Genomic DNA, 19,038 nt, shown 5'->3' on the forward strand with positions numbered 1-19,038 from the left:
CCGCCGTCAGGGCAAGCCCCGTGCGCGAGGAGTCGGTCCCGTGTCGGAAACACAAACACCCCAGAAGTTCGTCTACGACTTCACTGAGGGCAACAAGGACCTCAAGGACCTGCTGGGCGGCAAGGGCGCGAACCTCGCCGAGATGACCAACCTCGGTCTGCCCGTCCCTCCGGGCTTCACCATCACCACCGAGGCGTGCAAGGTCTACCTGGAATCGGGCAGCGAGCCGTCGGCGCTGCGCGACGAGGTGAGTGCGCACCTCGACGCCCTCGAGACGAAGATGGGCAAGAAACTCGGCCAGGCGGACGACCCGCTGCTGGTCTCGGTCCGCTCCGGGGCGAAGTTCTCCATGCCCGGCATGATGGACACCGTCCTCAACATCGGCCTGTCCGACGCCTCGGTGGCGGGGCTGGCCGCGCAGGCCGGGGACGAGCGCTTCGCCTGGGACTCCTACCGCCGCCTCATCCAGATGTTCGGCAAGACCGTGCTGGGCGTCGACGGCGACCTGTTCGAGGAGGCGCTGGAGAACGCCAAGCAGGCCAAGGGCGTCAGGACCGACGTCGACCTGGACGCGGCCGACCTGCGCACGCTGGTGGACGAGTTCAAGGCCGTCGTCGCCAAGGAGGCCGGCCGCGACTTCCCGCAGGACCCGCGCGAGCAGATGGACCTGGCCGTGCGCGCCGTGTTCGACTCCTGGAACGGCGAGCGCGCCAAGCTCTACCGCCGCCAGGAGCGCATCCCCGGCGACCTGGGCACCGCGGTCAACATCTGCTCGATGGTCTTCGGCAACCTCGGCCCCGACTCCGGCACCGGCGTCGCCTTCACCCGCGACCCGGCCAGCGGCCAGCAGGGCGTCTACGGCGACTACCTGCAGAACGCGCAGGGCGAGGACGTCGTCGCGGGCATCCGCAACACCGTGCCGCTCGCCGACCTCGCCGGGATCGACCAGCCGTCGTACGACGAGCTGATGCGCATCATGGAGACCCTGGAGAACCACTACAAGGACCTGTGCGACATCGAGTTCACGATCGAGCGCGGCAAGCTGTGGATGCTCCAGACCCGGGTCGGCAAGCGCACCGCCGCCGCGGCCTTCCGGATCGCCACCCAGCTGGTCGACCAGGGCCTGATCGACGAGGCCGAGGCCCTCCAGCGGGTCAACGGCGCCCAGCTCGCCCAGCTGATGTTCCCGCGCTTCGACGTGAGCGCCAAGGCCGAACTGCTCGGCCGGGGCATCGCCGCCTCCCCGGGCGCGGCGGTCGGCAAGGCGGTGTTCGACTCGTACACCGCCGTGAAGTGGTCGCGCTCGGGCGAGAAGGTCATCCTGATCCGCCGCGAGACCAACCCCGACGACCTCAACGGCATGATCGCCGCCGAGGGCATCCTCACCTCGCGCGGCGGCAAGACCTCGCACGCCGCCGTGGTCGCCCGCGGCATGGGCAAGACCTGTGTGTGCGGCGCGGAGGACCTGGAGGTCGACACCAAGCGCCGCTGCCTGACCGCGCCCGGCGGCGTGGTCATCGAGGAGGGCGACGTCATCTCCGTCGACGGCTCGACCGGCAAGGTCTACGTCGGCGAGGTACCCGTCGTACCGTCCCCGGTGGTCGAGTACTTCGAGGGCCGCATGCACGCGGGCGCCGACGACGCCGACGAGCTGGTCAAGGCCGTGCACCGGGTCATGGCGTACGCGGACCGGGTGCGCCGGCTGCGGGTGCGGGCCAACGCCGACAACGCCGAGGACGCCGCGCGCGCCCGCCGGTTCGGCGCCCAGGGCATCGGGCTGTGCCGCACCGAGCACATGTTCCTCGGCGAGCGCCGCGAGATGGTCGAGCGGCTGATCCTCGCCGACACCGACGCCGTGCGCGACGAGGCCCTCAAGGCCCTGCTGCCGCTCCAGCAGCGGGACTTCGTGGACCTGTTCGAGTCGATGGACGGGCTGCCGGTCACGGTGCGGCTGCTGGACCCGCCGCTGCACGAGTTCCTGCCGGACATCACCGACCTGTCGGTGCGGGTGGCGCTGGCCGAGTCCCGCAAGGAGCCGCACGAGAACGACCTGCGGCTGCTCCAGGCGGTGCACCGGCTGCACGAGCAGAACCCGATGCTGGGCCTGCGCGGCGTGCGCCTCGGCCTGGTCATCCCCGGCCTGTTCACCATGCAGGTGCGGGCCATCGCCGAGGCGGCGGCGGAGCGGCTCGCGGCGGGCGGCGACCCGCGCGCCGAGATCATGATCCCGCTGGTCGGCACCGTGCAGGAACTGGAGCTGGTCCGCGAGGAGGCCGACAAGGTCATCACGGACGTCGAGGCCGAGCACGGCGTGGAACTGAAGCTGGCGATCGGCACGATGATCGAGCTGCCGCGCGCCGCGCTCACCGCGGGCCAGATCGCCGAGGCCGCGCAGTTCTTCTCGTTCGGCACCAACGACCTGACCCAGACGGTGTGGGGCTTCTCCCGGGACGACGTGGAGGCCAGCTTCTTCACCGCCTACCTGGAGAAGGGCATCTTCGGTGTCAGCCCGTTCGAGACGATCGACCGTGACGGCGTCGGCTCGCTGGTGGCGCTGGCCGCGAAGGCCGGGCGGGCCACCCGCCCCGACCTCAAGCTCGGCGTCTGCGGCGAGCACGGCGGCGACCCGGAGTCGGTGCACTTCTTCCACGAGGTCGGCCTCGACTACGTCTCCTGCTCGCCGTTCCGGATCCCGGTGGCGCGCCTGGAGGCCGGTCGCGCGGCCAGCCGCAGCGAGGGCAGCGACCACCGCTGACCGGCTGCCGGCCGGCCGCTGAGGACACAGACCATCGCGAAAACCCTCACCGGGGGCGGCGCCTCGTGCGAAGGCGCCGCCCCCACCTCATGCCGTCGCGGCCCCGCACCTTCACGCCGACGCGGCCCCGAGGCCCTCGTACCTGACCCCGGTCAGCTGCTCGGAGGCCGCCCACAGGCGTTCCGCCGCCGCGTCGTTGAGGGTCCAGGAGGCCCGCCAGGACTTCGCGGGGCTGCCGCGCAGGCCCGGCCAGTGCGGGCCGTAGAAGTCGTCCGGCGCGACGCCGGGCGCGGTCGCCGCGTACAGCGTGGGCAGCGCGCCGCCGGACGGCGGCTGGGCGACGACGCGGTTGGCGGCCTTCGCCAGCCGCGCCGCGAGCCTGCGGCCCTCCATCGCCGGGCCCGCCGTCTGGAGGTTGGTGTCGGCGTAGCCGGGGTGCGACGCCGCCACGACGAGCGGTGAGCCGGCCGCGGCCAGCAGCCGGGCCAGTTCGTGGACGAACAGCAGGTTCGCCGTCTTCGACCGCCCGTAGGCGATCCAACGGCGGTAGCGGCGCTCGCTGTTGAGGTCGCCGGGGTCGATGTTGGCCAGCGCGTGCATGCCGCTGGAGACGGTCACCACGCGGGCGTCCGGCGTCGCCAGCAGCTTGGGCAGCAGCAGCCCGGTGAGCGCGAAATGGCCCAGGTGGTTGACGCCGAACTGGGTCTCGAAGCCGTCCGCCGTCCGCGCGTACGGCAACGCCATCACGCCCGCCCGTCTCCCACCACCGCCCTCAACGGAGGCGCTTCGCGCCGCCCTTGTGTTCGCGTTGTTGATCAGCAGATCGAGCCGGTCCTCGTCGCAGAGGTCCGCGGCGAACGCCCGTACCGAGGCCAGGTCGCCGAGGTCCAGGCGGCGGAACGCGACCCGCGCGCCCGGGGCCTCGGCCCGCATCCGCGTCGCCGCCTCCTGGCCGCGCCGCTCGCTGCGGCAGGCCAGCAGCACCCGGGCGCCGCGCCGCGCGAGTTCGCACGCGGTGTGGAAGCCGATGCCGCTGTTGGCACCGGTGACCACGGCGACCCGGCCGGTCTGGTCGGGGATGTCCTTCGCGCTCCAGCCCATCGTGGCGGCCACCTTTCGCCCGTCGTCGCGGCACGTCCCGTACCGCCTGCCCGGTTGTCGCAGCGGCAGCCTAAGCCCTGGTCAGCCGCCGGTCACCGAACCGTCCGCTCAGTCGTCGATGCCGGACCTCTCCACGCCCGCCACGATGTGCCGCTGGAGCACGACGAAGACCACGACCAGCGGCAGCACCGAGACCGCCGCCGCCGTGAAGAGCTCGTGCAGGTTCACCGTCTGCGCGGTGGCGAACGACGCCAGCGCCACCTGCACCGTCCACGCCGACTGGTCCTGGCCGATGACCAGCGGCCACAGGAAGGAGTTCCAGGAGCCGATGAAGACGATGGCCCCGACCGCCGCGAACACCGGCTGCGAGTTGGGCACCACGATCCGCCAGTACGTGCGCCAGTACCCGAGCCCGTCGACCCGCGCCGCGTCCTCCAGCTCACCCGGGAACCCCAGGAAGTACTGCCGGAACAGGAACGCGGCGAACGCGCTGAAGAGCGTCGGCACCACCAGGCCACGCAGGCTGGAGACCCACCCCAGCGACGAGACCAGCACGAAGCTCGGCACGAACGTCACCGCCGAGGGGATCATCAGCGTGCCGAGGATGCCGTAGAAGACCGCGTTGGCGTGCGGGTACGGGATGCGCGCGAGACCGTAGCCGCACATCGACGCCAGCAGCAGCGTGCCCGCGGTCGTCAGCACCGCGATGCGGGTGGAGTTCCACAGCGCGTGCGCCATCGGCACCGACGGGTCGTCGAACAGCTCGCGCACGTGGGAGAAGTGCAGGGTGTGCGGGAAGAAGGTCCAGCCGGGCGCGGTGATGTCCGACTCGCTCGCCAGGCCGTCGCGGACCATCAGGTAGAACGGGATCAGGAAGAGCACCGCGAGCGCGATCAGCAGCGTCAGCCGCAACGCCCGCGCCAGCCCGCGCAGGTGGGAGTCCACCTCACGCCTCCTTCCGGCCGAGCCCGAACCATCGGGCCTGTGCCACCGTGACCACCGCGATGACCAGCGCGAGGATCACCGCGCCCGCGCTGCCGAGCCCGAGGTCCTGGCCCTGGCCCAGCGCCACGTAGTACAGGTAGACCAGCGGCGGCCGGGCGTAGGGCGGGTAACCGGCGCTGGTGGACAGCAGGTTGTAGAACTCGTCGAACGCCTGGAACGCGTTGATGACCAGCAGCAGCACCACCGCCACCGAGGTCGCCCGCAGCTGCGGGAAGGTGATGTACCGGAAGGTCTGCCAGCCGGGCCGCGCGCCGTCCACCGCCGCCGCCTCGTACAGCGAGCGCGGTACGCGTTGCAGCCCGGCGAGGAAGAGGATCATGTAGAACCCGGCCTGCAACCACAGCCGCACGGTGACGATCACCAGCCAGTACCAGGGCGGATGGGTGGTCGACAGCCACGCCACCGGGTCCGCGCCGAACCAGCGCAGCACCGTGTTGGCCAGCCCGAAGCGCACGCCGTTGAAGACCGCCATCTTCCAGATCAGCGAGGCCACCACGTACGAGCAGGCGGTGGGCAGGAAGAACACCGAGCGGAAGAACGCCCGCCACCGGCGCAGCCGGTGCACCAGCAGCGCGAGCCCCAGCGACACCGCGAACGTCGTCGGCACGATGAACAGCGTGAAGACCGCGAACGTGGCCAGGCTGGAGCGGAACGCCGCGTCCCCCAGCATCGACGCGTAGTTGGCCAGGCCCACGAAGTGCCGCGGGGTGACGGTGTCGTGCGCGTCGAAGAAGCTGAGCACGACGCTCCACACCAGCGGCACGTAGCCGAAGACCACCAGGCCGACGACGAACGGGCCGGTGAAGACCCAGAACCACAGGTAGCGCCGCTGCGGGCCGAGGAGGCGGGCGAGCACGCCCGCCTCAGCCGTTCTTCCGCACGCGTGCCAGCTCGGCCGCCACCACCCCGGCCGCCGCCTTCACCTGCCCCGCCGGGTCCGCGCCGTCCTTGATGATCCTGCTGTACGCGTCCTGGAGCGCGCTGCGCGACTTGGGTGTCCACAGCAGCGGGTCGGCGTGCCCGTAGCGGGTCGCGAACCGCACCGCGTCGGCGGCGGCGCCGTCGCGCAGCTTGGCCGCCCGCTCGGCCAGCGAGATCCGCGCCGGGATGTGCAGACCGTAGGAGGTCGCGAAGTCCTCCTGGTAGTCGATGCGTTCGACCCACAGCCAGGTCGCGAACTCCTTGGCCGCCGCCACGTGCTTGCTGCGGGCGCTGACCGCCGACGCGTACGCGCCGACCGGCACCGCGGGCGTGCCGTGTGCGCCGTCCGCGGGGAACGGCAGCACCCCGAAGTCGTCGCCGAGCGCCGTGGAGATCTGCGGCAGCGCCCACAGCCCGCTCCACTGCATCGCGGTCAGGCCCTGGGTGAACGCGGACGGGTCCGACCAGTCGGCGGGCGCGCCCAGCAGCAGCGACCGTTCCGCGTACAGGGTGTGCAGCTTGCCCAGCGCGGCGTACGCGGCCGGACTGTCGAAGCCCACCGTGCCGTCCGGGGTGACGAGTTGGAGCCCGGCGGCGTACAGCGGGGTGCCGCCCAGCACCCCGGCGCCGCCGTCGTTGCCGAGGAAGAGCCCCTTGACGTCCTTCGTGGTGAGCTTCGCCGCAGCGGCGACCAGCTCGTCCAGGGTCTGCGGCGGGGAGATCTTCGCCTTGGCCAGCAGGCTCTTGCGGTAGTAGAGCAGCTGCGTGTCGATGGTCTGCGGGATGCCGTAGACCCGGCCGCGGTAGGTCTTGGGGCCCAGGACCGCGGGGTTGAAGTCGTGCTCGACGTCCTTGATGCCGTCCGTCAGGTCGACCACCTGGCCGCCCTGGATCTGGTCCAGCGTGGGGCCGTTGACCTCGAAGACGTCCGGGCCGTCGGCGGTGAGCAGCGCGGCGGCGGTCTGCGTGTCGTAGTCGCCCGGCCGCCACTGCACGGTGACCCGCGCCTGCCGGTACGCGGCCGCGTAGCGCTCGACGGCCTGCTCGGTGCCGGCCTCGCCGTACTGGTGGTACCACTGCGACAGCGCGGGCCCGCTGCCCGAACTCCCGCCTCCGCGACCGTTGTTGGACCCGCAGGCGGCCAGGGCCCCGGCGAGCGCCGCCCCGCCGGCCGCGGCGAGCAGACGGCGCCGGGGGAGTAACGTCGGATGCGATCCGGTGGTGTCACGCGTCGGCTCGGTCATGGTCATGAAGTATCGCCGGGATACGTGTAGGACGCATTGCGTATGCGTGAAGTCGCCTCCGTACGGGGGTCGTTGGCACGATTGGGCCGCGCCTCGGCAGAGCCCTACGTCCGCGCCGCCGACCGCGTGCCGGGGCTCACCAGGCGAACGCGCGGGCCGGGTTGGCGGTGAAGACGGCGTGGGCGGCCTCCTCGCCCAGCCGTTCCACGAGGCGCGGCCGCAGCACCCGCGTCAGGTACGGCATCCCCGGCCCGCCCCCGTCCACCGAACGGGCGGCGGCGGTCGTCGTGTCGCCGCCCAGCAGCACCTGGCCGCCGAACCCGCCCTCCACCAGCGCCGCCACGCAGTCCAGCATCCGCCAGTCGGTGGCGTGGTTGGCCCGCGAGGGGCCGTCGAAGGCGAGGAACGCGCCGGACTTCGCGGCCTCCCGGTGCCCCCACTCGTCCGGCGACCGGTTGAGGTGGCCCAGGATCACGCTGCCCGGCGCGACCTCCAGCCTCCCGCACAGCAGGTCGAGCACGTCGAGCACCCCGGTGCCGAGCTCGTGGTGCACGGCGATCGGCGCACCGGTGGCGTGGTGCGCCTCGGCCGCCGCGGTCATGGTGTGCCGGGCGTGCGCGTCGAGGCCGTGGAAGGCGCCCGCGACCTTGATCAGGCCCGCGGTGACCGGCCGCTCCCCGGTGCCGCGGACGGCCTCGGTCAGCTCGGTGACGAACACCTCGGCCAGCCGGGGCATGACCCGCGCGAGCAGTTCCGCGTCGTAGTGCGCCGCCTGGTGCAGCCCGGTCGCCGCCACGATGTGCGTGCCGGTCCCGCGGGCCAGGTCCGGCAGCGCGTCCGCCCGGCGGCCGGTGCCGTACGGCGACCACTGCACGACGGCCGCGCCGCCCGCCGCGCGGAAGGCGCGCAGTTCGGCCTCGGCGGCGGCCACGTCGTCCAGCTCCTGGCCGGGCAACTGGCGGCTGCGGAAGAACAGGTGGTCGTGCGCGTCGCAGACGCCGAGCCGGTCGGGCGCGAGCGGGCCCAGGACGGTGTGGATCGCGGGCGGCATGCGGTGACTTCCTGGTGAGGACGGAGCGAGCGCGGGGCGGGCGGAGTCTGGCGCGTGCGGCGGACGGACCGGCGAGCGTGAGGCGGGCGGACTACTCCGCCGGGTCGGCGGAGGGGGACCAGACGCTCAGCACGTCGTTCAGCTCGGCCAGTTCGGCGACCAGCCGGTGGATGCTGCCGGTGCCCTGCAAGGACAGCTGGACGTCGGACGTGCCGCCGCTGGGCGGTTGTTCGTCCTCGGCGTCCTTCCACGGCGCCCGGTCCACCCGTACGTCCAGCACCTGGAAGCCGTCACGGGTGCAGTGCTCCAGCACCCGCGGCAGCACGCCGCCGCCCACCCGGTACGACAGTTGGAGCTGCCACTGCTCGGCGGCCGAGATCGCCGGGAAGCGACGGGTGACCAGCGGATAGCCCCGGGTCACCAGGAAGTGCACGACGGTGGCGGCGATCGCCAGCAGCGGCAGGCCTCCGCCGCACGCCATGCCGATCGCACAGGTCAGCCAGACGGCCGCGGCGGTGGTCAGGCCCCGCACCGCGTCCCGGCGCACGAAGATGATGCCGCCGCCGATGAAGCCGATGCCGGAGACGATCTGGGCCGCCACCCGCGACGGGTCGAGGGCCACGTGGTTCATGCCCAGGACGCTGTTGAAGCCGTGCTGCGAGACCTCCATGAACAGCGCGCTGCCCACGCCCACCAGGGTGTGCGTCCGCAGCCCCGCGCTCTTCTGCTGGACCGCGCGCTCGATGCCGACGAGGGTGGAGAGCACCAGCGCGAGACCGATCTCGGCCATCTGCCGCAGGCCCTGGCCCGCGCCGGGGTCCCACAGCGGCAACGCGATCGAGTGCGCGATATGCACGATCCACCTCCACTCGCCGGGCCATCAGCACCCTATCCCTCCCGCTCCGGGGAACCGGGTGTCCGGCCGCGGCGTCCGTAGCTCGTGACGCCGCCCGGGCCGATCCGCGTGTTCCCTCCCGCACGCTCATGATCCACCGCCACCGGCGTGATCTTCGTCTCACAGCGGGCTCACGGGCCCCTGTCCCGCCGCCATATCACTCCGTGCCCGTAAAAGACGGGCAAATCACACCGTAAAGTCGAGTAAACCGAACCGAACGTATTTCCGTCCCTCCTGGTGAAGGGGCTGCCGGAAGAGAGAGCGACAACCGTGGGACTCACGTCCGAGATGTTCTTCGCAGGGCTGGTGATCGCCGCGCTGGTGGCGTCCGCCCTGGCGCTGTGGCTGTGGCCGCGCGTGGCGCGCGCGAGCGTGCCGTCCTGGCTGGGCCGGATCGGCCTGCTGGTGGCGGTGCAGGTGACCGTCCTGGGCGTGCTGCTGGTCGCGGTGAACAACTCCTTCGGCTTCTACTCCTCCTGGCAGGACCTGCTCGGCGCCCCGGTGGGCAAGCAGGTCATGGACGCCAGCGACGCCAAGGGCGGCCGCCCCTCCGGCATCAAGGTCGAAGGCGTCATCCAGGCGGGCCTCAAGGGCGGCAAGGAGCAGGCCGGCGAGGTCGAGTCGGTCCACTTCCAGGGCCTCGCCTCCGGCCTGAGCAGCGACGGCTACGTCTACCTGCCTCCGCAGTACTTCCAGAAGGCGCACCAGGCCGACCGCTTCCCGGTCGTGGTCGCGCTCACCGGCTACCCGGGCGTGGCGTCCAACCTCATCACCGGCCTGAAGGTCCCGCGCACCGTCTCCGACGACATCGCGGCGAAGAGGATCCGCCCGGTCATCTACGTCATGGTCCGGCCCACCGTGGTGCCCGGCCGCGACACCAACTGCACCGACGTGCCCGGCGGTCCGCAGGCGCTGACCTTCTTCAACCAGGACCTGCCGTACGCGGTCGCCTCCCAGTTCCGCACCACCGAGGGACCCGGCTCCTGGGCCGCGGTCGGCGACTCGACCGGCGGCTACTGCGCGCTGAAGTTCGCGATGACCAACCCGGCGCGCTACGGCGTCGCCGCGGGCCTGTCCGCCGACTACGGCGCCGCCCAGGACAGCCAGACCGGCGACCTGTACGCGGGCAACGCGCAGTACAAGCACGAGCAGGACCTGAACTGGCGGATGGCGCACATGCCGCCCGCGCCGGTCTCCCTGCTGGTCTCCAGCAGCAAGAAGGGCGAGGGCAACTACAAGGAGACCCTCCAGCTCGCCGCGGACGCCAAGTGGCCCACCAAGGTCACCAAGCTGATACGTGACGAGGGCGGTCACAACTTCAAGACCTGGCGGGCCGAGTACCCGGACGTCATCCGCTGGATAGACCAGCAGCTGCCGCACACCCCGAACGCCGCCCCCGGCGCGAACTCCCCGTCCGGGCAGCCGCATTCCTGATTCCCCGCCTCTTCCCCGCCCCCGGCCGCCGAATACTCATACATAAGGATTCGGATACGCGAGGGTCCGGAAATCCGGTGGGAGAAATGCCAAGGGCCCGCACACCGTCATCGGCGTGCGGGCCCTCGCGCTATTCACGGCGGTGATCCGGACACGACCGCCCGTCAGGCGGACGCGTCGCGCGGAATCAGCGGTTGGCGCCGTTCCCGGACAGAACCGGGATGTTGTCCAGGATGTGCGACAGCGGGTCGTCGCCCTTGACCTGGCTGGAGTTCTCGGTGCACTGCTGGATCTGCGGCTGGGTCAGGATGTCCTGGACCGTGATCGGGACCAGGCCGACGACCGAGCCGACGTCACCCTTCACCGGCAGGCCGATGCAGGGCTTGTTCAGCGAGCCCTGGACCAGACCGATCTGCGGGCTCATGTAGCCGCCGGTCGTGGTGTTGCCGTACACCTGGTCCGAGCCGTTGCCGTTGGCGGAGCTGGGGCCGTGGTTGTTGCCGATGGCCATCGCCGGGGCGGCAGTGACACCCACCGCGGAAACAACAACCGCAGCCGTGGCGAGAATCTTCTTGATCACGCGAGTCTTTCCTTCCGATCCTTGAGCGCCCCGCTACCGGAGCAGCCTGCACAACTCCCGCCGGAAGGAGAAGTTCCTATCGTTCACTCTCCCGGATCAATGGGCACCGCCGCCGCGCGCTTCAGTAATCCGGATGGCCGGTCAACCCGTCGTGACGCGAGGGCCCCAGTAGGATTCCGGTATGACCGGTAGCGGGACCAGGAGGGGGCGGGTCGGCATGGAGGACCCCTTCGGTCCCGGCGCCCCGGGCCGTCAACGGCCGGACAAGCCCGCGCCAGTGACGGAGGACCAGCTGATCACCATCGCCCCGTTCGCCCCGCCCGTGCCGCAGCCGCCGGACCGGCCGTGGCTCGGCCCGCTGCTGATCATCGGCATGCCGATGGCCGCCGCCGTGCTGGTCTTCACCATCCTGTCGCTGCGCTGAGCCGTCCGCCCTCGTCGCGGTCAAGGCCGGGCGCGGTGCACCGCCGCCGTCAGCGCGGTCTCCTTGCGCCCCAGCAGGCTCGGGTCGGGCCGCACCACCGCGTCCAGCGCCGCCTTCGCCGCCGCGCCCACCTCACGCGTCCCGCCGTAGTACCAGGTCGCGTCGTGCGGCTCGGCCACGGCGACCCCGTAGGAGGTGATGCCCGCCGCCTCGCACAGGGCGATCGCGCGGCGGATGTGGAAGCCCTGGCTGACCAGGACCGCGTGCGTGACACCGAATACGCGCCGGGCCCGCGCGCACGAGTCCCAGGTGTCGAAGCCCGCGTAGTCCAGCACGATCTGCTGGTACGGCACGCCGTGCCGGGTCAGGTACGCGCGCATCGCGCCCGGCTCGTCGTAGTCCGTGCGGCTGTTGTCGCCGGTCACCAGCAGGGCGTTCACCTTGTGGTCGCGGTACAGCTCGGCGGCGGCGTCCAGGCGGTGCGCCAGGTACGGGGACGGCTCACCGTTCACCAGGCCCGCGCCGAACACCACCGCGACCGGCTCGGCCGGCACGTCCGCGACGTCCCGCACCCGGCCCGAGGCGGTCACGTACATCCAGGTCATCGGCGCCAGCGCCAGCACGCACAGCGCGGCCACCACCCGCACCGCCCGCCGCCGTTCCCGCGTGGTGCGCGGCAGCCGAAGCCGGAGCCTTAGGCGTCGCGGAAGCCGTACGGATCCCGCGAGCCCGGCGCGTCCCGGAAGCCTCGGTCTCATGACGTTCCCCCTGACCGTGCGCCTGCGAGAGCCTCGCACGCGCGTACGGAAACGACGGACGCCGTGCGGCGGCCCCCGGTTCCGCCCGATGATGGAGGCATGGGGGACCCGACGACACCCGACGCGGCCGCGCCCGTCCTGCCGTTCTTCGTCTACGGCACGCTGCGGGCCGGGCAGGCCAACCACGACCGCGTGCTGCGCGGGCGGGTCGCCACGCCCCGGCCCGCCGAGTTGCCCGGTGCGGTCCTGTTCGACGGCCCGGGCTACCCGTACGCCCTCGACGGCGCCGCCGCCGACACCGTGCGCGGGGAGCTGGTCGAGGCGCTGCCCGGGGCGTACGACGCGGTGCTCGCCGATCTCGACCGGCTGGAGGAGTACGTGCCCGGCGCGCCCGGCAACCTCTACGACCGCGTGACGCGCGAGGTGCGCTGCGGCGGCGCGCTGCGTCCCGCCTGGGTCTACCTGGCCGGGCCGGTCACCGCCGCGGCACTGCGCGCGAACGGCCGCCGGATCGCGTCGGGGCACTGGCCGGCGGGCGGCGGGTAGCGGTGGCGGAGGATCACCGGGGTCGAGCGCGGCTGCGGCCGGCGCCCGCTACCGTCGCGGTATGAACGGGAACCACCTGCCCCCCGCCCCCTACGACGAGGCCGCCACCGAACGCTGGGTGCCGGAGCCCGACAAACGCCCGGGCCGCACCGCGTTCCAGCGCGACCGGGCGCGGGTGCTGCACTCCGCCGCGCTGCGCAGGCTGTCGGGCAAGACCCAGGTGGTCGATCCGGGCGTGGCGATGCCGGAGATCAACACCAGCCCGCGCACCCGGCTCACCCACTCCCTCGAATGCGCCCAGGTGGGACGGGAGTTGGGCGCCGCGCTCGGTTGCGACGCGGACCTGGTGGAGACCGCCTGCCTCGCGCACGACCTGGGCCACCCGCCGTTCGGCCACAACGGCGAGGAGGCGCTCGCCGAGGTCGCGCAACCGTGCGGCGGCTTCGAGGGCAACGCGCAGTCGCTGCGGCTGCTCACCCGCATCGAGCCCAAGCGCTTCACCACCGACCGCACCGGCCGGGTCGCCAGCGTCGGCCTCAACCTCACCCGCGCCGCCCTGGACGCCGCCACCAAGTACCCCTGGCCGCGCGGCGGGCACCCCACCGACCCGGGATCGCGCAAGTTCGGCGTCTACGAGGACGACCTGCCGGTCTTCCACTGGCTGCGCGCAGACGCTCCCGAGGGCCTGAAGTGCTTCGAGGCGCAGGTCATGGACTGGTCCGACGACGTCGCGTACTCCGTGCACGACGTGGAGGACGGCCTGCACGCGGGCCACGTCACCCCCGGCATGCTGCGCTCCGCTGCGGAACGCCAGGAGATCTACGCGGTCGCCGCGCAGCGCTACGCGCCGGGCGCCGAGGACGCCGAACTCGCCGAGGCGCTCGACCGGTTGCTGGCCCAGGAGTGGTGGCCGGACGGCTACGACGGCTCCTCGGTCGCCCAGGCCCGGCTGAAGGACGCCACCTCGCAGCTCATCGGCCGCTTCTGCCTCGCCGCCGAGAGCGCCACCCGCGACGCCTACGGGCCCGGCCGCCTGACCCGTTACGCGGCGCAGCTCGTCGTGCCCCGGGACGTGCGGCTGGAGTGCGCGGTGCTCAAGGCGGTCGCCGACCGGTACGTCATACAGCGCGCCGACCAGGCCCGCCGCCGTGCCGACCAGCGCGTCGTCATCGCCGAGTTGGCCGCCGCGCTGGCCGACGGCGCGCCGGACGGCCTCGACCCGCAGTTCCGCGGCTTCTTCGAGGCGGCGGCCGACGAACGCGCCCGGCTGCGCGTCGTGGTCGACCAGATCGCGTCACTGACCGACGCCGCAGCGCTCGAACTGCACCACCGGATCACCGCGCCGGGCCGCCGCGCCGGGTGACGTCCGCGGAGCGGCCGGGAACGTCCGGCCGCGTCCGGACGTATGACACAAGACATGGCATATCCCGGCACCCGGTACGACGCGCCGGGCCCGGCGGGCACACGCGCCCCGGGCCCGGCGGACCTCGCGGCGCCCTTCACGCGGACCGCGCGGTGCGGGACGCTCTCGCGTACGGATCGTGAGGAGATCGCGCACCGGGCACCGATCGCGTGTCGGGTGCCGCGAGACGGGTATCGAGTCCGGGTTACGGATCGCCGGGGGATTCCGCGCGAGGAGGCGCACAGTGGTCGACGCACATCAGACGTTCGTCATCGTCGGAGCGGGGCTGGCCGGGGCCAAGGCCGCCGAGGCGCTGCGGGAGCAGGGATTCACCGGCCGGGTGATCCTCGTCGGTGACGAACGCGACCGGCCCTACGAGCGCCCCCCGCTGTCCAAGGGCTACCTGCTCGGCAAGGACGAGCGCGACGCGGTCTTCGTCCACCCGCTCGCCTGGTACGCCGAGCACCACATCGAGCTCCACCTCGGCCAGCCCGTCGTCCACCTCGACCGCACCGCCAAGACCGTCACCCTCGGGGACGGCGCCGTCATCGGCTACGACAAGCTGCTGCTGGCCACCGGCGCGGAGCCGCGCCGCCTGGACGTCCCCGGTACCGACCTGGCCGGCGTGCACCACCTGCGCCGCCTCGCCCACGCCGAGCGGCTGCGCGGCGTGCTGTCCTCCCTGGGCCGCGACAACGGGCACATCGTGATCGCGGGCGGGGGCTGGATCGGCCTGGAGGTGGCCGCCGCCGCCCGCTCCTACGGCGCCGAGGTCACCGTCGTGGAGCCCGAGCCGACCCCGCTGCACAGCGCCCTCGGCCCCGAGCTGGGCGAGGTCTTCGCCGACCTGCACCGCGAGCACGGCGTCCGCTTCCACTTCGGCGCCCGGCTCACCGAGATCACCGGCCAGGACGGCATGGTGCTCGCGGTGCGCACCGACGACGGCGAGGAGCACCCCTGCCACGACGTGCTCGCCGCCATCGGCGCCGCCCCGCGCACCGCGCTCGCCGAGGCCGCCGGGCTCACCATGGCCGCCCGTGCGGACGGCGGCGGCATCGCGGTCGACGCCTCCCTGCGCACCTCCGATCCCGACATCTACGCCGCCGGTGACTGCGCCGCAGCCGAGCACCCGCTGATCGGCGCCCGGCTGCGGGTCGAGCACTGGGCCAACGCCCTCAACGCCGGTCAGGCCGCCGCCCGCGCCATGCTGGGCGAGTCCGTCAGCTACGACCGGGTGCCGTACTTCTTCACCGACCAGTACGACCTGGGCATGGAGTTCTCCGGCCACGCCGCGCCCGGCACCTACGACCAGGTGGTGTGCCGCGGCGACGTCGGCAAGCGGCAGTTCATCGCGTTCTGGCTGCGCGCGGGCGAGGAGGGCCACCAGGTGCTGGCCGCGATGAACGTCAACGTGTGGGACGTCACCGGCCCCCTTCAGGAACTGATCCGCACCGGCCGCCCGGTCGACCCCGAGCGGCTGTCCGACCCGGGCGTGCCGCTGGAGTCGTTGCTGGGCTGAGGGACGCGTACCGCGGGGGCGGCCGGGCGGCGAACGGGCCACCGGGCGAGGGGCGCTCCCGCGGTCGCCGTAGAATCCAGACGTGGCGGGTCGGATCAGGGACGAGGATGTCAAGGCGGTACGGGACGCGGTCCCGATCGACGCCGTGGTCTCCGAGTACCTCCAGCTGCGGCCCGCGGGCGGCGGCAACCTCAAGGGCCTGTGCCCGTTCCACGACGAGAAGTCACCGTCGTTCCAGGTCAGCCCCAGCAAGGGCCTGTACTACTGCTTCGGCTGCCAGGAAGGCGGCGACACCCTCGACTTCGTGATGAAGCTCGACCACCTCTCGTTCTCCGAGACGGTCGAGCGGCTCGCCGCCCAGGCGGGCATCACCCTGCGCTACGACGAGGGCGGCTACACCCCCGGCCGCCAGCAGGGTGAGCGGATCCGCCTGATCGAGGCGCACAAGGTCGCGGCCCAGTTCTACGTCGAGCAACTCGGCGGCGCCGAGGCCGAGATCGCCCGCGCGTTCCTCGCCCAGCGCGGCTTCGACCAGGCCGCCGCCGAGCACTTCGGCGTCGGCTACGCGCCCGCGGGCTGGGATCACCTGGTGCGCTACCTGCGCGGCAAGGGGTTCACCGACAAGGAACTGCTGACCTCGGGCCTGGCCAGCGACGGTCGCCGCGGCGCAATCGACCGCTTCCGGGGGCGGCTGATCTGGCCGATCCGGGACATCACCGGCGAGGTCATCGGCTTCGGCGCCCGCAAGCTGCGCGAGGACGACAACGGGCCGAAGTACCTCAACACCCCCGAGACGCCGCTGTACAAGAAGTCCCAGGTGCTCTACGGGATCGACCTGGCCAAGAAGGAGATCGGCCGCACCACCCGCGCGGTCGTGGTCGAGGGCTACACCGACGTGATGGCCTGCCACCTGGCCGGTGTCACCACCGCCATCGCCACTTGCGGCACGGCCTTCGGCGCGGACCACGTGAAGATCCTGCGGCGGCTGCTGATGGACAACTCCACCGCCGAGGTCGTCTTCACCTTCGACGGCGACGCGGCGGGCCAGAAGGCGGCGCTGCGGGCCTTCGAGGACGACCAGAAGTTCGCCGCCGAGACCTCCATCGCCATCACCCCCGGCGGCATGGACCCGTGCGAACTGCGGCTCGCCGAGGGCGACGCGGCGGTGCAGCGGCTGGTCGAGGGCCGCACCCCGCTGTTCGCCTTCGCGCTGCGCTCCATCGTCGACCGGTACCACGTCGACACCGACGAGGGCCAGGTCGCCGCCGTGGACGCCGCGCTGCCGGTGGTCGCGGCGATCAAGGACCGCGCGCTGCGCGACCGTTACGCGATCCGCCTCGTCGGCATGGTCGGCATCACCTCCAAGACGGAGGAGGACGCCATCGTGCGCCGGGTGCGGGCGCTGGCCAGGAGCCGTGCGGAACGCGGCCCGGTCGAGGCGGCCCCCCGGCGCGGCCAGGCCCGCGGGCAGCAGGCCGCCCCACCGCCGCGCCGCACCCCTTCCGGCCCCCGGCTCGACCTGCGCAGCCCGCACCACCGCGTCGAGCGCGAGCTGCTCAAACTCGCCCTCCAGTACCCGCAGTTGGTCGCCCCCGCCTTCGACGCCTACGGCGAGGACGAGTTCACCGGCCCGCCGTACGCCGCCGTGCGCCGCGCCATCGGCGACGCGGGCGGGGTGACGCAGGCCGACGACGCGTACCTGACCCGGGTCCGCGACCTCGCGCCGGACGACGCGGTCCGCGCGATGATCACGGAACTGGCCGTCGAACCGGTCATGCACAAGGCCCCCGACCTCTACGCGGGCCAGGTCCTCGTCGAGGTGCGGCTGTACGCGGTCAAGCGCCGCGAGTCCGAGCTGCGCGCCGACTTCGCCCGCCTCGGCCCGCGCCCCGACCCGGCCAAGGCGGCCGCCGTGCAGAGCGAGTTGTGGGCCCTCCAGCAGTACGGGCAGCGGCTGCGGGAGTCGGGCGCGGCGGGACTTTGACCCCGACGAGGGGGTTTCGGGCCGGACGCCGGGGGATCGCGACCCCAACGGGGGGTTTCGCAGAGAAACTGAGCGCACACCCCTCGTAGTCGGCGCGTGTCGTACCGCACACTGGTTGCCGGTGCCTGAGTCCTCGAAGCGCGGACCTCCGGTCGCGTCCGGTCGCCCGCCCAGTGTGGAGGCTGACCACGTGCAGACGCAGACCCTTGCCCCCGGGACCGCCGATTCCGCCGAAGCCGACGCCGACGTCACAGCCGACGCGGCGTCCGACGCGGCGGCCGACGTCGTGCCCACGGAGCCGGAGCCGCTGCTCGACCGGGTGCCGTCGCAGGGACTGCCGTCGGGCCACCCCGAGGCGCGCGCGACGGCCGGGGCGGACGCGACCGCCGAAGCCGGGGCAAGGGCCGACGACGACGGGGCGGGTGCCGACGACGACAGGGCGGGTGCCGTGGACGGCGAAGGCGCCGGGGAGCGGCGGCCGGTGCGCGAGGACGCCTCCGGCCCGTCCGCCGATCTCTTCCGCCAGTACCTGCGCGAGATAGGCCGCATCCCGCTGCTGAGCGCCGCCGAGGAGGTCGAACTCGCCCGCGGCGTCGAGGCCGGGCTGTTCGCCGAGGAGAAGCTGAGCACCACCCCCGACCTCGACTCCCGCCTCGCGAACGACCTCGACCGGCTGGTGGTGCGCGGCCGGATGGCCAAGCGCCGCCTGATCGAGGCCAATCTGCGGCTCGTCGTCTCGGTCGCCAAGCGCTACATCGGCCGCGGCCTGACCATGCTCGACCTCGTGCAGGAGGGCAACCTCGGACTGATCCGCGCGGTGGAGAAGTTCGACTACGCGCGCGGCTACAAGTTCTCCACGTACGCGACCTGGTGGATACGCCAGGCCATGAGCCGCGCGCTGGCCGACCAGGCCCGCACCATCCGCGTGCCGGTCCACGTCGTCGAGCTGATCAACCGGGTCGTACGGGTCCAGCGCACCCTGCTCCAGGAGCACGGCGTCGAGCCCGCCGCGGCCGACGTCGGCGAACGCCTGGGCCTGAGCGAGGAACGCGTGCTGGAGGTGCTGCGCCTCGCCCTGGAGCCGGTCTCGCTGCACGCCCCGGTCGGCGACGAGGAGGACGTGGCGCTCGGCGACCTCATCGAGGACGGCGACGCGGCCTCTCCCGTGGAGTCGGCCGCGTTCCTGCTGCTGCGCGAGCACCTGGAAGCGGTGCTGTCCACGCTGGGGGAGCGGGAGCGCAAGGTCGTGCAGCTGCGCTACGGGCTCGACGACGGCCGCCCGCGCACCCTGGAGGAGATCGGGCGGCTCTTCGGCGTCACCCGCGAGCGGATCCGCCAGATCGAGTCCAAGACCCTGGCCAAGCTGCGCGACCACGCCTTCGCCGACCAGCTGCGCGGCTACCTCGACTGACCGCGCGG

Annotated in this window: 16 protein-coding genes; 8 read left to right on the plus strand and 8 right to left on the minus strand. The window is 72.7% G+C overall.

Annotated elements, in window-relative coordinates; genetic code table 11:
- Window positions 1-40 precede the first annotated feature (40 nt).
- Window positions 41-2,755 (plus strand): pyruvate, phosphate dikinase, encoded by a 2,715-nt coding sequence (ppdK, locus tag K7472_RS23910; RefSeq protein ID WP_222980608.1) that lies wholly within the window; start codon window positions 41-43, stop codon window positions 2,753-2,755.
- A gap of 111 nt (window positions 2,756-2,866) precedes the next feature.
- Here the strand turns inward: ppdK and K7472_RS23915 are convergent, their stop codons facing one another.
- The 6 genes from K7472_RS23915 to K7472_RS23940 all read right to left on the minus strand — a co-directional run bounded on the left by K7472_RS23915 (window position 2,867) and on the right by K7472_RS23940 (window position 8,867).
- Entirely contained in the window at window positions 2,867-3,856 is a 990-nt protein-coding gene (locus tag K7472_RS23915; RefSeq protein WP_222980609.1) for an SDR family NAD(P)-dependent oxidoreductase, read from the minus strand.
- A 108-nt stretch (window positions 3,857-3,964) separates the two neighbouring features.
- Complete coding sequence (locus K7472_RS23920) at window positions 3,965-4,801, minus strand: carbohydrate ABC transporter permease (protein WP_222980610.1); 837 nt, start codon at window positions 4,799-4,801, stop codon at window positions 3,965-3,967.
- Between the two features lies 1 nt (window position 4,802).
- A complete protein-coding gene (locus K7472_RS23925; RefSeq protein WP_222980611.1) occupies window positions 4,803-5,717 on the minus strand; it encodes a carbohydrate ABC transporter permease in 915 nt (304 codons plus the stop codon).
- Window positions 5,718-5,724: 7 nt separating this feature from the next.
- Complete coding sequence (locus K7472_RS23930; RefSeq protein WP_222980612.1) at window positions 5,725-7,032, minus strand: ABC transporter substrate-binding protein; 1,308 nt, start codon at window positions 7,030-7,032, stop codon at window positions 5,725-5,727.
- Window positions 7,033-7,162: 130 nt separating this feature from the next.
- On the minus strand, window positions 7,163-8,077 hold the full coding sequence (locus tag K7472_RS23935; protein WP_222980613.1) for a phosphotriesterase family protein: 915 nt from the start codon (window positions 8,075-8,077) through the stop codon (window positions 7,163-7,165).
- 91 nt (window positions 8,078-8,168) lie between these two features.
- Complete coding sequence (locus K7472_RS23940) at window positions 8,169-8,867, minus strand: MgtC/SapB family protein (protein ID WP_222980666.1); 699 nt, start codon at window positions 8,865-8,867, stop codon at window positions 8,169-8,171.
- Between the two features lie 375 nt (window positions 8,868-9,242).
- Between K7472_RS23940 and K7472_RS23945 the strand changes: the two genes are divergently transcribed.
- Complete coding sequence (locus K7472_RS23945; protein WP_222980614.1) at window positions 9,243-10,406, plus strand: alpha/beta hydrolase; 1,164 nt, start codon at window positions 9,243-9,245, stop codon at window positions 10,404-10,406.
- Between the two features lie 187 nt (window positions 10,407-10,593).
- Here K7472_RS23945 and K7472_RS23950 read toward each other — a convergent pair whose 3' ends face one another.
- Entirely contained in the window at window positions 10,594-10,986 is a 393-nt protein-coding gene (locus K7472_RS23950; RefSeq protein WP_222980615.1) for a rodlin, read from the minus strand.
- Window positions 10,987-11,167: 181 nt separating this feature from the next.
- Here K7472_RS23950 and K7472_RS23955 point away from each other — a divergent pair, with 181 nt between their 5' ends.
- Window positions 11,168-11,410: a hypothetical protein gene (locus K7472_RS23955; RefSeq protein ID WP_252396129.1), complete on the plus strand. Its 243-nt coding sequence runs from the start codon at window positions 11,168-11,170 to the stop codon at window positions 11,408-11,410.
- Window positions 11,411-11,430: 20 nt separating this feature from the next.
- Here the strand turns inward: K7472_RS23955 and K7472_RS23960 are convergent, their stop codons facing one another.
- On the minus strand, window positions 11,431-12,168 hold the full coding sequence (locus tag K7472_RS23960; RefSeq protein ID WP_222980616.1) for a SanA/YdcF family protein: 738 nt from the start codon (window positions 12,166-12,168) through the stop codon (window positions 11,431-11,433).
- Window positions 12,169-12,267: 99 nt separating this feature from the next.
- On the opposite strand from K7472_RS23960, the gene K7472_RS23965 reads away from it, so the two are divergent.
- The 5 genes from K7472_RS23965 to K7472_RS23985 all read left to right on the plus strand — a co-directional run bounded on the left by K7472_RS23965 (window position 12,268) and on the right by K7472_RS23985 (window position 19,030).
- A complete protein-coding gene (locus K7472_RS23965; protein WP_222980617.1) occupies window positions 12,268-12,714 on the plus strand; it encodes a gamma-glutamylcyclotransferase family protein in 447 nt (148 codons plus the stop codon).
- A gap of 61 nt (window positions 12,715-12,775) precedes the next feature.
- A complete protein-coding gene (locus tag K7472_RS23970; protein ID WP_222980618.1) occupies window positions 12,776-14,077 on the plus strand; it encodes a deoxyguanosinetriphosphate triphosphohydrolase in 1,302 nt (433 codons plus the stop codon).
- A gap of 283 nt (window positions 14,078-14,360) precedes the next feature.
- Window positions 14,361-15,635 carry an NAD(P)/FAD-dependent oxidoreductase gene (locus K7472_RS23975; RefSeq protein ID WP_222980619.1) on the plus strand — a complete coding sequence of 425 codons (1,275 nt, stop codon included), beginning with the start codon at window positions 14,361-14,363 and terminating at the stop codon, window positions 15,633-15,635.
- Between the two features lie 82 nt (window positions 15,636-15,717).
- Complete coding sequence (gene dnaG, locus K7472_RS23980; protein WP_222980620.1) at window positions 15,718-17,619, plus strand: DNA primase; 1,902 nt, start codon at window positions 15,718-15,720, stop codon at window positions 17,617-17,619.
- A 190-nt stretch (window positions 17,620-17,809) separates the two neighbouring features.
- Window positions 17,810-19,030 (plus strand): RNA polymerase sigma factor, encoded by a 1,221-nt coding sequence (locus K7472_RS23985; RefSeq protein WP_308014056.1) that lies wholly within the window; start codon window positions 17,810-17,812, stop codon window positions 19,028-19,030.
- The last annotated feature ends 8 nt before the right edge of the window (window positions 19,031-19,038 follow it).

This window comes from Streptantibioticus parmotrematis, from assembly GCF_019890615.1.
GTDB lineage: Bacteria > Actinomycetota > Actinomycetes > Streptomycetales > Streptomycetaceae > Streptantibioticus_D > Streptantibioticus_D parmotrematis.

Excerpts from the sequence above, each read along its gene's own strand:
- K7472_RS23915 (WP_222980609.1), bottom strand. The coding sequence starts at position 3,856 with ATGGGCTGGAGCGCGAAGGACATCCCCGACCAGACCGGCCGGGTCGCC.
- K7472_RS23930 (WP_222980612.1), bottom strand. The coding sequence starts at position 7,032 with ATGACCATGACCGAGCCGACGCGTGACACCACCGGATCGCATCCGACG.
- K7472_RS23935 (WP_222980613.1), bottom strand. The coding sequence starts at position 8,077 with ATGCCGCCCGCGATCCACACCGTCCTGGGCCCGCTCGCGCCCGACCGG.
- K7472_RS23940 (WP_222980666.1), bottom strand. The coding sequence starts at position 8,867 with ATGGCCGAGATCGGTCTCGCGCTGGTGCTCTCCACCCTCGTCGGCATC.
- K7472_RS23955 (WP_252396129.1), top strand. The coding sequence starts at position 11,168 with ATGACCGGTAGCGGGACCAGGAGGGGGCGGGTCGGCATGGAGGACCCC.
- K7472_RS23960 (WP_222980616.1), bottom strand. The coding sequence starts at position 12,168 with ATGAGACCGAGGCTTCCGGGACGCGCCGGGCTCGCGGGATCCGTACGG.
- K7472_RS23965 (WP_222980617.1), top strand. The coding sequence starts at position 12,268 with ATGGGGGACCCGACGACACCCGACGCGGCCGCGCCCGTCCTGCCGTTC.
- K7472_RS23970 (WP_222980618.1), top strand. The coding sequence starts at position 12,776 with ATGAACGGGAACCACCTGCCCCCCGCCCCCTACGACGAGGCCGCCACC.